We start from the raw sequence: 13,793 nt of genomic DNA, 5'->3' as shown, positions 1-13,793 counted from the left end.
GGCGCCTTTCTGTCCGCACTCGCGTGGCCCCGGTCAGCCGAAGCGCGCGAGCAGCTCTGCCGCCTGGGGGTCGCCCTGGGCGGCGGCCTCGCTCCAGAGCGTCATGGCCTCGGCGACCCGGCCGGCCCGCAGCCGCAGGACGCCGAGGCTCGTGCGCGCGGTCGGCTCGCCCACGAGCGCCGCCTGCGCCAGCAGGTCCTCCGCGTCGAGGGCGCGGCCGGCCCGGACGTAGAGGTCCGCCAGCGCTGCCGCGACGCGCGCCTCGCCCGCCTCCGCCCAGCCCTCGAGGAGGGCCACGGCGTCGTCTCCGGAGAGCGCGCCGTTGCGCGCCAGCTCGACGGCCGCCTCCCAGCTCTCGCCCGACGTCGCGACGAGGAGGTCGTCGGCGGCCTCCTGCTCCCCCAGCTCGGCGAGCACCTGCGCGAGCCGGACGGAGGCGCCCTCGACGTCCTGCGCCTGCTCGTACCACCGGCGGGCGGCGTGCAGGTCGCCGCGCTCGGTCGCGACCTGCGCGGCCATGAACGCGCCGAGGACGTCGCCCGCGAGGCCCGCGAGCTCGAAGCAGCGGAACGCCTCGGCGGCGTCGCCCGCCTCGTGGTGCGCGACGCCCAGCCGGTACACGGCCCCGGGGACACCGTGCTCGACGGCCGACTCGTAGAACGGCACGGCGGCGGCGGGACTGCCGAGGGCGCGCAGGTCGTCGGCGATGGCGACGAGCTCGGCGGGGTCGTCGGGGTGCAGGTGCCCGACGGCGGCCCGCAGGTCGGCGAGCGCGGTCGCCGTGGCGGGACCCGCGCTCTGGTCGGTGGTCGGCATGCGGCACCGTGTCCCTTCGGCCCCCTGCGTCGACGGCCTCGGTCGGCTCGCGCCGGGCCGGCCGCGGTGGGCGACCGGCAGGACGGCGACGGACGTCCCGAGATGTGGACGCACGATAGCGCGCGGGTGTCGCCCACGTCACACCTCCAGGTCAAGCCGGGTGCCGCCCGGAGCCCGGCGTCTGGGAGACTGGCTCGGGTGAGCGGAACGACGGACCTGCCGGCCACCGCCGGGCAACGCGTGCTGGACGCCGTCGTGGCGGTGACGAGCGACCTCGACCTCCCGCAGGTGCTGCGGCGCATCGTCGAGGCGGCGATGGAGCTCACCGGCGCCCGGTACGGCGCGCTGGGCGTGCTCGACGCCTCGGGCCGCGAGCGCCTCGCGCAGTTCATCCCGCTCGGGCTCTCGGACGACGAGGTCGCCGCGATCGACCACTGGCCGCACGGCGAGGGACTGCTCGGGGAGCTCATCGACCATCCGGAACCGATCCGCGTGCCGGAGATCGCCGACGACGTGCGCTCGGCGGGCTTCCCCGAGGGCCACCCGCCGATGCACACGTTCCTCGGCGTGCCGGTCCGGGTGCGCGAGACGGTGTTCGGCAACCTCTACCTCACGGACAAGCGGGTGCCCGGGGCGGGCGGCGAGGACTCCACGACCGAGTTCACGGCGGAGGACGAGGCGGCCGTGATCGCGCTCGCCGCGGCCGCGGGCGTCGCGATCGAGAACGCGCGGCTCTACGGGCGGGCCAAGCAGGTGGGCGTGCTCGAGGACCGCGATCGCATCGCGCGCGACCTGCACGACGTCGTGATCCAGCGCCTGTTCGCGTCGGCGATGACGCTCATGAGCGTGCAGCCGCTCGTCGCCGACCCGAACGCGCGGACCCGCATCGAGGAGACCGTCTCCGACCTCGACGAGACGATCCGGCAGATCCGCTCGACGATCTTCGCCCTGCACACCGCGACCGACCCGGACGCGCCGTCGATCGAGGACCGGTTCCGTGCCCAGGCGGAGGCGGCGACGACGGTGCTGGGCTTCGCGCCGGAGGTGAGCGTCGAGGTCGCGACCGAGGGGTCGGGCGCGGGCGTGTCCGACGGCGGCCCGAGCCTGCCCGCCGAGGTCGCCGACCAGCTCGTCGTCGTGCTCGGCGAGTCCCTCACCAACGTGGCCCGGCACGCGCAGGCGAGCCACGTCGTCGTGCACCTGTCCGTGACCGCGCACGAGGCGCGCCTCACGGTGACGGACGACGGCGTGGGCATCCAGCCCGGCGGGCGCCGCTCCGGCCTGCGGAACATGCAGGCGCGCGCGGCGGCGCTGGGCGGCTCGAGCACCGCGACCGCGCTGCCCGACGGCGGCACGCGCCTCGAGTGGTGGGTGCCGCTCGGCTGACCCGGCTCCCAGGCCGTCTCAGCGCTGTATCCGCCGCCCGGTGACGATGCGCGGGACGACCTTGATGACGCGGTCGCGCACGCCCGGCACGAACGTCACGAGCGGGAGGGCGAGCAGCCGCGCACGCTCCACCGGCTCGGTGACCTCGAACGTGCGGCCCACGAGCACGACGGACCAGCCGGAGCGCGCGTCGGCGTCGAACTGGTCCACCTCGAACGCGACGACCGCGCGGCTCGCGGCGACCGCGAGCTTGGAGCCCTCGGCGGTGCGGAACACGACGTCCGGCCCGTCGAGGACGAAGTTCACCGGCTGGATCGCCGGCAGCGCGTGGTCGGTGTAGACGATCCTGCCCACGGGGACGGTCGCGAGGAGCGCGTAGCTCTCCTCCGGCGTGAGCTCCGCGAGCCCTGCCGAGGCGCGCGGGCGTTCGGCCGTCATGGCCCCCGCACCCGCCACCGGTGCCCCTGTCCCGGTCCGCTCGACTCTGTCCATCTCCACATCGTCGCGCCGCGGTGTCAGATCGGGGAGAGCCGAAGGTCCCGACGCCGCGCGGTCGCCCGGACCCTGCCCGTCGGCCCCCGGGCCGTCCGGGGACGAGCCCTCGGGCCCCCCGGTCGTCGCCTCGGCGTGGCGGTCAGGGACGGAAGGGCTGGCCACCGCGCTGCCGGTCCGCCGTCGGAGCGCCCTGGCCCGGCATGCCCGGGCGCGACGCCTCCTCCTGGCGCATCTCGGTCGCGAGCACCGCGACCTGGGTGCGCCGCTGCAGGCCGAGCGTCGCGAGGACGTGCGAGACGTAGTTCTTGACCGTCTTCTCCGCGAGGTAGAGGCGCTTGCCGATCTCCCGGTTCGTCAGGCCCTCGCCGATGAGCGCGACGATCTGGCGCTCCTGCTGGGACAGGCCCTCGAGACGGTCGGGCGTCTCGTCCGCGGCGTGGCGCAGGCGCTCGAGCACGCGCGCCGTGCTCGCCGGGTCGAGGAGCGAGCCGCCCGCCGCGACGGTGCGGACCGCGCCGACCAGGTCGGACCCGTGGATCTGCTTGAGCACGTAGCCCGACGCACCGGCGAGCACGGCCTGGAACAGCGCCTCGTCGTCGGCGAACGACGTGAGCATGAGGCAGCCGACCTCGGGGAGCTCGGAGCGCACCTCGCGGCACACCTCGACGCCGGAGCCGTCGGGCAGGCGCACGTCGAGGATCGCGACGTCGGGTCGGGTCGCCTTGATGCGCGCGAGCGCGGAGGCGGCGGTGCCGGCCTCGCCGACGACGGCGATGTCACCGGCCGCCTCGAGCAGCGCGGCGACGCCGCGTCGGACCACCTCGTGGTCGTCGAGCAGGAACACACGGATCGGGTGGGGAGAGCCCATGTCCTCAACGTAGCCCGTCGGTGGCGGATTCTCGCGCGCGCGAGGGAGCGCCGCCGCAGGTGCGGGACCTTCGTCCCGCGACCTGGAGCCGTGGGTCCCCGCGCGCGGGGGCGGTCGCAAGGTGCGCACGCCTGGTCTCGGGGAGTATCCAGGAGGTGTGCAGGCGGCGGGAGGACACCCGCCGCGAAGGGGACGAGGGACCGAGGTGGGAACCGTGAGCGGATCGACGCAGCAGGTCGTGCTGGTCGGTGTGGACGGCAGCGCGACGAGCGGCAAGGCCCTGGACTGGGCCGTGCGCGAGGCGGCGCGGCGCGGCGCCGAGCTGCGCGTGCTGCACGTCGCGTACGTGCCGGTGGTCGCGACGCCCTTCGTCGGGGGCGCGTACTACCCGAGCGTCGAGGAGCTGGGCGAGATCGCCGGTCCCATCCTGTCGGCCGCCGCCGAGCGCGCCGCGCACGTCGACCCCACGGTGCCCGTGCGCACCACGCTGCGCTCCGGCCCGCCCGCGGAGGCGCTGCTCGACGAGGCCAAGAGCGCCGACCTCGTCGTGGTCGGGTCGCGCGGCCTGGGCTCGGTCGGCTCCATGTTCTTCGGCTCCGTCGGGACCCGGCTCGCCGCGCGCTCGCCCGTGCCGGTCGTCGTCGTGCCACCCGTCGTGGACCGGGCCGAGCGGACGACCGACGTCGTCGTTGGCGTCGACGGGTCCGTGCACGGCGACGCGGCGCTGCGGTTCGCGCTCGACGAGGCGGCGCGCACCCGGTCGCGCGTCGTCGCGGTGTGCGCGTGGCGGCTGCCCGTGGGGCCGCTGTGGGAGGAGAACCCGTCGTTCTACACGTCGGCCGAGCGCGACGCGCGGGCCGAGGCGTCGCGCACCGTCGAGGCGGCGCTCGCGCGCGTGCGGACCACCGAGCACGACGACGTCCTCGTCGAGACGTTCGTCGTGGACCGCGAGCCGTCCGTCGCGATCCGGGAGGCCGCGGCCGGGGCGGCGCTGACCGTCGTCGGCTCGCGCGGCCGGGGTGACCTGCGCGGCATGGTCCTGGGTTCCGTGAGCCAGCAGGTGCTGCACCACGCGACGCACCCGGTCGCCGTCGTGCACGCCGAGAAGGCGTAGCCCGAGAGGTCGCGGCGAACCGGGGGCGCTCCCGCGCCCGTGCCGCGGGAGCGAGAAGCGGCCGGGTGGTGGTGCGCCCGCTGCCGGACGGGCACACCACCACCGAGAAGTGGGGCGGCATCGGCCGCCGCCCCACGTGGCGCCCCGGTGACGCCGGGCGAGACGGTGTCGGACCCCCGTCTCACCCGGCGCTCGGGTCACCTCAGCCGCACGACCGCGCGGCGTACTCGACCGTGACCGTGTCGGTGGCGCCGTCCGCATCGGTCACGGTGACGGTCACCTCGCCGGCCTCGATCTCCGTGGCGCGCGTGCTGAACGACTGGTAGGCGTTCTTGCCCGAAGCCACGTCCGCGAAGGTCTTGCTGCCGAACGGCGTCTCGATCGCGATGTCGAGCGTGGAGTCGTCCACGTTGAGCGCACGCACCGCGACGTAGGTCTTGCCGGCCAGGCAGCGCGGCTCGACCGTCACGTCGACCTCCGGGGTGTCCGCACCGGCCTCGAGGCCGGTGAGGTACTCGAAGCCCTCGGCGGAGAACACGTCGTTCGCCGGCGAGCCGTCGTACTCCATGACGAAGTACGCCACGTCCGCGTCGAGGCCGGCCCGCAGGATCTCCTGCAGCGGCATGTCGCCCTCACCGAGGTTGGTGAACGTCGGACGCCCACCCTGGTTGAGGTTCGTCGCGTCCTTGATGTGCAGGAGCTCGATGCGGTCCGCGTGCTCGTCGATCAGAGCGGGCACGTCCACGCCGGCGTTCGCCGCCCAGGCCGTGTCCAGCTCGAACGCGACGAACTCGGGGTTCGTCTCGGCCACGAGGATCTCCCACGCGGAGGTCAGCTCACCGTCGTACTCGTACTTGGTGTTGAACTCCTGGTCGTGGTTGTGCCCGAACAGCTTGCCGGTGCCGTTCGCGACCGAACGCTCGCCGAGACGGTCCATGGCCTCGGCCGTGGCCAGCACGTTCTCCAGCCCCCCGCCGATCCCCGGGGACGGGAACCCGCCCGAGCCCACGTACTCCTGGCCCATCGTCTTGACGTACGCGAGGGTCGCGTCGAAGGTGCCCTCGTTCACGTTGTAGTGCGAGGACGGGACACGAAGCCCGGCAGCGTCGAACTGGGCGCGAGCCTGCTCCGCCGTCAGACCGGAGTAGTTCGAACCGAACGGCTCGACGTTCTCGAAGCCGATCTCGCCCAGGCGGTCGTAGACGCCCTCCCAGCCGATCTGGCGGCTCCACGAGCTGAGCGAGTACAGCTGCATCGAGACCTTGTCTACCGGGATGGTGACCGGCTCCGTCGGCTCCTCCGAGCCGCCCGCGGCCTCACCCGTGAGGTACTCGAACCCGGTCGTGGCGAAGGACTCGCCGTCGGCGGCCATGTCGTACTCCATGACGTAGTACGCGACGCCCGCCTCCTGACCGGCGGCCAGGATCTCCTGCAGCGGCATGTCGCCGTCGCCGAGGTTGGTGAACGTCGGGCGCCCACCGGCGTTGAGGTTGACGGCGTCCTTGATGTGCAGGAGCTCGATCCGGTCGCCGTACTGCTCGATGAGCGCCGGGACGTCGACGCCCGCGTGGGCGGCCCACGCCGTGTCGAGCTCGAAGGTCACGAACTCGGGGTTCGTCTCCGCCACGAGGATCTCCCACGCCGACGTGAGCTCACCGTCGTACTCGTACTTGGTGGTGAACTCCTGGTCGTGGTTGTGGCCGAACACCTTGCCGACGCCCGCCTCCACGGAGCGCTGACCGAGGCGGTTCATCGCCTCGGCCGTGGCCAGCGTGTTCTCCAGGCTGCCGATCCCCGGGCTGGGGAAGCCGCCGGAGCCCACGTACTTCTGCCCCACCGTGGCCACGTAGTCGAGCGTCGTGTCGAAGTCGGCCTCGCCCACGTTGTAGTGCGAGGACGGCACGCTCAGGCCCGCGGAGTCCGCCTGCGCGCGGAACTGCTCCGCCGTCAGGCCGGAGTAGTTGCCGCCGAAGGGCTCGATGTTCTGGAGCCCGATCTCGCCGAGGCGGTCGAGCACGGCCGGCTGGCCGTCGGCGGTGACCCAGGGGATCAGCGAGAACATCTGGAGCGAGACCTGGTCCGCCGGGATGATGACGGACTTGCCGAAGAACACGTTGTCGACGTCGACGCCGCCCGTGCTCGTCACGACGACCTTGCCCGAGCCCTCCGGCACGCTGGTGAGCGTCCGGGTGACGTCGGTCCAGCCCTCGCTGGCGAAGCGGAACTCGGCGAGCGACTCGTCGGTCGTGCCGTCGGCGCCCTCCCAGCCCAGCGTGACGGTGCCCTCGCCGCGACCGAGGACGGTCACACGGTTGATGGCGTCGCCCGACGGGGCGTGCTCGAAGGCCACGGGCTCGTACGCGAACGAGTCGCCCGCGTCGAGGGACGTGACGTAGCCACCGGCGTCGGCGGTCTCGTCGACGACGACCTCGATGCCCTCGGCCTCGTCGTACCACTCGGCCTGCTGCTCCTCGGGCTTGAAGATGCGCGTCAGCTCACCGGTCGTGGCCGGGACGTCGCCCTGCGCCTTGTCCGTGTAGGTCACGACGAGGGTGCCGAAGATCTTCTCGCCCTCACCGTGCTCCACGGCGTCCGCGTTGGTCGCGATGGTGATGCCGCAGCCGTCGGCCGTGGCCTTCGCGGACCCCGTGACCTCGGGGTGCGCGTGGGTGTTGTGTCCCAGGCCGAACGTGTACTTGACGTCGCTGCACACGACCTCGTCGCCGTCCTCGGCGTCGTGCACCGAGACCCCGAGCGAGAGCTCGTCGCCCCAGTTGAAGATCGCCCCGTCCGCGACGTCGACGCTGATCTCGGGTGCCGTGTTGCCGACCGTGATCTGCTTCGTCGAGAGCGTGAACAGACCCTCGGGGTCCGTGACCCGCAGGATGGCGTCGTACTGCCCGAGCTCGGTGTACTCGTGCGTGACCTTCACGCCGGTGGCGTCGGTCTGACCGTCGCCGTCGAAGTCCCACTCGTAGGTGAGCTCGGCGCCCTCGGGGTCGCTCGACCGCGAGGCATCGAACGTGACCTCGAGCGGGGCCTCGCTGCTGGAGATCGCGCTGGCGGTGAACGACGCCTGCGGGTGCTGGTTGCCCTCGCTGTAGGACACGCGGTACAGGCCCGCGTCCGGGTTCTGGCGGAAGAAGCCGTCACCGTACTCGAGGACGTACAGGTTGCCGTCGGGACCGAACTCGAAGTCCATGACGTTGTCCCAGATGGGCTGCGCGGCGCTCGTGAGGTGCGCGTTCGGCAGGAAGTCCTCCACGGCCGTCACCACGCCGTCGCTGCTCAGCTCGTCGAGCGTGAACGCGGCGACGTAGTCCTGTGAGAACTCCGCCATGAACGGCTTGCCGTCCCAGTACGCGGGGAACTTGCCCGGTGCGTCCGGGTAGTCGGCCGAGCGGAAGATCGGCCCGCCCATGGGGGCCTGGCCGCCGCCGCCCCACTCCGTCAGCGGGTCGAGCAGCTCGGGCTGGTCGCCGGCCTTGTCGCCGTAGTAGACCTGCGGCGCGGTGGCCGGCGGCAGGACGTCCAGGCCCGTGTTCCACGTCGAGTTGTTCTCGGCGCCGGCCTCGCAGTCGAAGAACTCGCCCGGCGTCTGGGTCGCGTAGTCGTACTCGTTGTAGTTCGCGTTGGGGCCGTGGCAGTACGGCCAGCCGCCGTTCATCGGCTCGGTCGTGAGGTTCCACTCGACGTAGCCCATGGGGCCACGGTCGGGGTTCGCGGCGGCCGCGTCGGGGCCGTAGTCGCCCCACACGAGCGCGCCCGCCTCGACGTCGTAGTCGATCCGGAACGGGTTGCGCAGACCCATGACGTAGGTCTCGTCGCGCACCAGGTCGCGCACGTCGTCGTACTGCGGGTCGTCGAAGAGGTTGCCCTCGGGGATCGTGTACGTGCTCCCCGGGCCCACCTCGGTGTCGGCCGCGAGGTCCTCGATCGGGTTGATCCGCAGGATCTTGCCGCGCAGGTCGTTCGTGCTGCCGGCCCCGCGACGGTCGTCGAAGCCCGGGTTCATGCCCGGCGCGTTGTTGTTCGGCGCGTACCCGGCCGCACCGGGCGCGCTCGCCGGGGTGTTGTCACCGGTGGAGAGGAACAGGTTCCCCTCCTCGTCCCACGCCATGTCCGCCCCGACGTGGCAGCACTGCCCGCGCTGCGCGTCGACCTTGAGGATCTCGCGCTCGGTGGACAGGTCGATCGCGGCCGTCGTCGGGTCCCACGTGAACCGCGAGAGCACGTTGTACCCCAGCCACTGGTCCCAGTAGCTCTCGTCCTCGCCCGCGGGCAGGGAGTTCGGGGCGCTGCCGTTCGGCGTCGTCTCCGGGTAGTCGACCCCGGAAGGCGACGTGCCCGACATCACCCGAGGCGCGTAGACCATGTAGACGAAGTGGTTCTCCTCGAAGTTCGGGTCCAGGGAGATCCCCTGGAGGCCGTCCTCCGAGTTCTTGTAGACGTCGAGCTGCGCGATCTGGCTCGTCAGACCCGTCATCGGGTCCGTGAGCCGCACGACGCCGTCGCGTGCCGTGTGCAGGACGCGCGAGTCGGGCAGGACGGCGAGGTCGATCGGCTCGCCCGTGTCCTTGCTGAGCAGCACCTTCTCGTAGTTGTCCCAGTCGAGCGCGGCGGCAGCGGCGGTGTCGCCGCCTTCCTCGTGCCCGGGGTGGGCGTACGCCCCGCTGACGGTCAGCGGTACCAGCACCGCGGCTGAGACCGCCGCGGCGACATATCGAGACCACCTTCGGTGGCCTGGGGAAAATCTGTGCACAACGTCCTCCTTGACGCACTGGGGGAACCAAGCAGCCCGCACCGCGAGGAGCGAGGCACAGGATCGCTGGCCGCACTCCTCCGTCGCTCGCGCCGGTCGACGCGTGCGAGCACTCGACGCTGAGGCTGCACGTGCGACCGACCGGGGATGCCCGCGTCAGCCGACGAAACCCGACCGTACCTTCGGGATCGACTTTTGTCGACGGTTAGTCGAAAGACGCGCGCCGTGGATCTTTGTTATGCGCACTCGCTATGCACAAGTGGGGTCTGCGCTAAGCCCAGGGGTCGGTGATCTCCCGCAGTCGCGCGAGCTGACGACGTAGCGAGGCCATGCCCCGCGCGCCGAGGTGGGCGGTCCACTCCTCCTCGACCCGGGCGAGCTCCGCCGCGGCGACGCGCGACGCCGCCTCGCCCCGTGCGGTCACGCGCACGAGGCGCGCTCTGCGGTCGACAGGGTCGGGGACCCGCTCGACGTATCCGGCGGACTCGAGCTGGTCGACGAGGAACCCTGCGGTCTGCTTGGTGATCTCCGCCGCCTCGGCGAGCTCCGTGAGGCGCGTGCCGTGCGGCCCGACCCGCTGGAACACGCGGAGCTGTGCGGGCGTCGCGTCGTCGAACCCCGCCTCCCGGACCGCGGTGTAGACCCGCAGCTCGAGCGCGCGGTACGGGATGAACAGGAGCAGCCCGGTGTTGAGCTCGTCCTGCTCGCTCACGTGCGCCTCCGAGGGGGGTCGAGGGGTTGACCATCGTCAGTCCGGCTGACTAAAGTAGTCAGATCATCGTATCAGTTCTGGAGGCGCTCCCATGAGTGCACCCGACTACTGGATGACGGAGGACGACGTCTGGGCGGCCGTCGCGACCGCTCGGACCTCCTTCGTGGACCTCGTCGCCGGTCTGGACCCTGCCGACTGGGAGCGCCCCAGCCTGTGCGCGGGATGGCGCGTCCACGACGTCGCCGCGCACCTCACCCTCGCCCCCACCTCCTCACGCACCGCGCTCGCCCGCGGGCTCGCCCGGGCGCTCGTCCGCGGCCGCGCGAGCTTCGACGGGATGATGGACCTCCTCACGCGCGAGGCCGGGACGCGCCCGCGCGAGGACGTCCTCGCCGCCCTGCGCGCGGCCGTCGGGTCGCGCCGCCTCGCCCCGGGGACGACGCCGCACGTCGCGCTCGTCGACGCGCTCGTCCACACCCAGGACGTCGCCGTCGCGCTCGGTATCGACCTCCCCGCACCGCCGCTCGCGTCCCGCGAGGCCGCCGAGCGCGTGTGGGCGGTGTCGTTCCCCTTCCGCGCCCGACGGCGCCTCGCCGGGTTCCGTCTCGTCGCCGCGGACGTGCCGTGGGAGCGCGGCGAGGGCCAGCAGGTGACCGGGTCGATGACCGCCCTGCTCCTGCTGCTCACCGGGCGACCCGCGGCCCTCGCCCTCCTGGACGGTGACGGCGCCCGCCGCCTCGCCCGCTCGTTCGCGCCGCACGACCGGGAGGAGCTCCCATGAGCACGCTCGCCCAGGTCCTCGCCGTCGCCGCCGGCGTGCTGCACGTCGGCGTCGGGGTCGTCGAGGCCTTCTTCTTCCACCGGCCCTGGGCCCAGCAGTTCCTGCTGCGCAAGCGCTTCTCTCCGCCCGAGGTCGGGCTGTGGGCGTTCAACGTCGCGTTCTACAACATGTTCCTCGGCGCCGGGACGGTGCTCGGGGTCGTGCTCGCCGCGAACGGCCTCGTGGACGAGGGACGCACCCTCGTCCTGTACACGGCGGGCTTCATGACCCTCGGCGGGGTCGTGCTGTGGGTCTCCGACCACCGGCTCTGGACGGGCACCCTCGGGCAGTCCGGGTTCGGGCTCGCGACGCTCGTCGCGACCCTCGCGTCCTGACCCGCACCCTGCGCCCGGCGCGTTGCTACGGTCGGGACGTGAGCAGCGCCGCACAGCCCCTCTCCCACGACCCGTCCTGGCCCCGGGCGGGCGGCTGGCCCCCGCTCGGCGGGGAGGACGTCGACGTCGCGCTGCTCGGCGTCCCGGCCTGGCGCACGTCGCTCTCCCCCACCGGCGCGCACGCGACCCCCGCCGCCGTACGCGACGCGCTGCGCCGGTTCAGCCCCGCGCTCGCTCCCGACCGCCCCCTGCCCGACGGCGGCGCCTCCGCCCGCGTGCGGCCGGCCGTCGCGCAGGGCGGCGGCGCACGGGACGGTGGCGTCGGGAGCGGGCGCGCGACGCCGTCGGACCGGGGTGGCCCGGTCGACCTCACGGGCCTCGCGTTCGCGGACCTCGGCGACGTCGACGAGCCGGACGGCGCAGAGGGCGAGGCGCGGACACGCGCGGCGGTCAGCGCGGCGCTGGAGCACGCGCGCCTGCTCGTCGCGCTCGGCGGCGACAACTCCGTCACCGTCGCGACGGCGCTCGGCGCGTGGGGCGACGACCTCGCCACCGCGGGACTCGTCACCCTCGACGCCCATCACGACCTGCGCGACGGTGTCTCGAACGGGTCGCCCGTGCGGCGGCTGGTCGAGGCCGGGCTCGACCCGACGCGGGTCGTGCAGATCGGCATCGCGGACTTCGCCAACTCGGCCGAGTACGCGCGCCGCGCGGTCGAGCTCGGGATCACGGTCGTGCACGTCGACGAGCTGCGCCGGCGCGGCACGGAGGACGTCATGCGGGCGGCGCTCGCGATCGCGGGCGCGGCGGGCGGGCCGGTGCACCTCGACGCCGACGTCGACGTGTGCGACCGGTCCGTCGCCCCGGGCTGCCCGGCGAGCGTGCCCGGCGGCATCGCGGCGTGGGAGCTGCGCGCCCTCGTCCGCGCAGCGGCCCGTGACGACCGCCTCCGGTCCGCCGACGTCGTCGAGGTCGACGCCACCGCCGACGCCCCCGACGGCCGCACCGTCCGCCTGGCCGCCCTCTGCGTCCTCGAGCTCGCCGCCGGCGTCGCCCTCCGCGAGGTAGAGCGTCCGGTCGCGACGTAGGACGCGGCGAGCTCTGTCTCCTGACCGGAGCCTCTATCTCGGCGGGCGTCGGACGCCGTCCTTCCAGACGGCCGCGACGAGCGGGACGCCCGGGCGGTAGGCGAGGTGGGTGCGGCTCGGGGCGTCGAGCAGCACGACGTCGGCCCGCGCGCCGGGGGCGAGGTGCCCGACGTCGTCCCGCCGCAGCGCGAGCGCGCCGCCCGCGGTCGCGGACCACACGGCCTCGGCGACGGTCATCCGCATCTCGCGGACCGCGAGCGCGACGCACAGCGGCATCGACGACGTGTAGCTCGACCCGGGGTTGCAGTCGCTCGCGAGCGCGACGACGGCGCCCGCGTCGAGGAGGCGCCGCGCGTCGGGGTAGGGCTGGCGCGTGGAGAACTCCACGCCGGGGAGCAGCGTCGCCACGGTCCCAGCGACCGCTCCCGACGGCGCGTCCGGTCGCGTCCCGCTGCCGGTCCACGACCCGGCGAGCGCCGCGACGTCGGCGTCGGTGAGGTACGTGCAGTGGTCGACGGCGGGCGCGCCCAGCTCGACGGCGAGGCGCACGCCCTCCCCCGGGCCGAGCTGGTTCGCGTGCACGCGCACCCCGAGTCCCGCGGCGGAACCCGCCTCGAGGACGCGGCGGGATTGCGCGGGCGTGAACGCGCCGGTCTCGCAGAACACGTCGACCCACCGCGCGTGCGGCGCGCACGCGGCGAGCATGTCACCGCACACGAGGTCGACGTACGCGTCCGCGCGCCCGGAGAACTCCGCCGGCACGACGTGCGCGCCGAGGAACGTGACCTCGGGCGTCACCTCGCGCGCGAGCCGCACCGTGCGCTCCTCGTCCGCGACCGTGAGGCCGTACCCGCTCTTCACCTCGACCGTGGTCGTGCCCTGCCGGGCCGCCTCGTCGAGGTGCCGGGCGAGACCCGCTCGCAGGACGGCGTCGGGCGCCGCGCGCGTCGCCGCGACGGTCGACCGGATGCCGCCCGCCTCGTACGGGCGCCCGGCCATGCGCGCCTCGAACTCGGCGGCGCGGTCGCCCGCGAACACGAGGTGCGTGTGCGAGTCGACGAACCCGGGGATCACCGCGCGCCCGCCCACGTCGACCGTGGCGTCCGGCGCCCGACCGCCCAGCGCACGCCCGACGGCGTCCCGCGCCTCGCGGGCCGGCCCCGCCCAGGCGACCCGGCCGCCGTCGAGCAGCACGACGGCGTCCGCCACCAGGCCGGTCGGGTCGCCCTCACCCGTGCCGGGCCCGCCGGGCGCGTTGGTCGTCAGCTCGCCGATCCCGGTGAGGAGCGTCGACCCGCTTGCCGGCCCCGCGCCTGCGGGCCGCCCGGCCGCTGCCGAACCCGGGGTTGCGGGCTAGCCGGCCGCCGAAACCACCCGTATCCCCGGGTTCGGCAGCG

General features: G+C 73.8%; 11 protein-coding genes. 5 read left to right on the top strand and 6 right to left on the bottom strand.

Translation table 11 applies throughout. From position 1 onward, the window contains the following. Nucleotides 1-33: 33 nt before the first annotated feature. Nucleotides 34-816: a tetratricopeptide repeat protein gene (locus ACFWH7_RS08790; RefSeq protein ID WP_378216122.1), complete on the bottom strand. Its 783-nt coding sequence runs from the start codon at nt 814-816 to the stop codon at nt 34-36. Nucleotides 817-1,014: 198 nt separating this feature from the next. On the opposite strand from ACFWH7_RS08790, the gene ACFWH7_RS08785 reads away from it, so the two are divergent. Next, nucleotides 1,015-2,202: a GAF domain-containing sensor histidine kinase gene (locus tag ACFWH7_RS08785; RefSeq protein ID WP_378216120.1), complete on the top strand. Its 1,188-nt coding sequence runs from the start codon at nt 1,015-1,017 to the stop codon at nt 2,200-2,202. Nucleotides 2,203-2,220: 18 nt separating this feature from the next. Here ACFWH7_RS08785 and ACFWH7_RS08780 read toward each other — a convergent pair whose 3' ends face one another. Both ACFWH7_RS08780 and ACFWH7_RS08775 read right to left on the bottom strand, forming a co-directional pair. After that, nucleotides 2,221-2,640 carry a pyridoxamine 5'-phosphate oxidase family protein gene (locus tag ACFWH7_RS08780; RefSeq protein ID WP_378216118.1) on the bottom strand — a complete coding sequence of 140 codons (420 nt, stop codon included), beginning with the start codon at nt 2,638-2,640 and terminating at the stop codon, nt 2,221-2,223. Nucleotides 2,641-2,836: 196 nt separating this feature from the next. Further along, nucleotides 2,837-3,565: a response regulator gene (locus ACFWH7_RS08775; protein WP_378216117.1), complete on the bottom strand. Its 729-nt coding sequence runs from the start codon at nt 3,563-3,565 to the stop codon at nt 2,837-2,839. A gap of 214 nt (nt 3,566-3,779) precedes the next feature. Between ACFWH7_RS08775 and ACFWH7_RS08770 the strand changes: the two genes are divergently transcribed. After that, complete coding sequence (locus tag ACFWH7_RS08770) at nt 3,780-4,679, top strand: universal stress protein (RefSeq protein WP_378216116.1); 900 nt, start codon at nt 3,780-3,782, stop codon at nt 4,677-4,679. Nucleotides 4,680-4,881: 202 nt separating this feature from the next. Here ACFWH7_RS08770 and ACFWH7_RS08765 read toward each other — a convergent pair whose 3' ends face one another. Both ACFWH7_RS08765 and ACFWH7_RS08760 read right to left on the bottom strand, forming a co-directional pair. After that, nucleotides 4,882-9,375 carry a TIM barrel protein gene (locus tag ACFWH7_RS08765; RefSeq protein WP_378216115.1) on the bottom strand — a complete coding sequence of 1,498 codons (4,494 nt, stop codon included), beginning with the start codon at nt 9,373-9,375 and terminating at the stop codon, nt 4,882-4,884. 337 nt (nt 9,376-9,712) lie between these two features. After that, complete coding sequence (locus ACFWH7_RS08760) at nt 9,713-10,153, bottom strand: MarR family winged helix-turn-helix transcriptional regulator (protein ID WP_378216114.1); 441 nt, start codon at nt 10,151-10,153, stop codon at nt 9,713-9,715. A 91-nt stretch (nt 10,154-10,244) separates the two neighbouring features. Here ACFWH7_RS08760 and ACFWH7_RS08755 point away from each other — a divergent pair, with 91 nt between their 5' ends. Genes ACFWH7_RS08755 through ACFWH7_RS08745 form a run of 3 tightly spaced genes read left to right on the top strand, consistent with a single transcriptional unit; the run spans nt 10,245 to nt 12,396 of the window. Then, the gene (locus tag ACFWH7_RS08755) at nt 10,245-10,934 is read left to right on the top strand and encodes a maleylpyruvate isomerase family mycothiol-dependent enzyme (protein WP_378216113.1); all 690 of its coding nucleotides are present in this window, start codon (nt 10,245-10,247) and stop codon (nt 10,932-10,934) included. Then, the gene (locus ACFWH7_RS08750) at nt 10,931-11,308 is read left to right on the top strand and encodes a DUF1304 family protein (protein ID WP_378216112.1); all 378 of its coding nucleotides are present in this window, start codon (nt 10,931-10,933) and stop codon (nt 11,306-11,308) included. The genes ACFWH7_RS08755 and ACFWH7_RS08750 overlap by 4 nt, the downstream gene beginning before the upstream one ends. Before the next feature lie 38 nt (nt 11,309-11,346). Next, nucleotides 11,347-12,396, top strand: a complete 1,050-nt coding sequence (locus ACFWH7_RS08745) for an arginase family protein (protein WP_378216111.1) — start codon at nt 11,347-11,349, stop codon at nt 12,394-12,396. A 33-nt stretch (nt 12,397-12,429) separates the two neighbouring features. Here ACFWH7_RS08745 and hutI read toward each other — a convergent pair whose 3' ends face one another. After that, nucleotides 12,430-13,671, bottom strand: a complete 1,242-nt coding sequence (hutI, locus tag ACFWH7_RS08740) for an imidazolonepropionase (RefSeq protein ID WP_378216123.1) — start codon at nt 13,669-13,671, stop codon at nt 12,430-12,432. Nucleotides 13,672-13,793: the final 122 nt, after the last annotated feature.

Source organism: Cellulosimicrobium cellulans (assembly GCF_042723955.1).
GTDB lineage: Bacteria > Actinomycetota > Actinomycetes > Actinomycetales > Cellulomonadaceae > Cellulosimicrobium > Cellulosimicrobium cellulans_H.
Note: the sequence above shows the minus strand (reverse complement) of the source record. Positions and strands in the feature narration are given on the sequence as shown.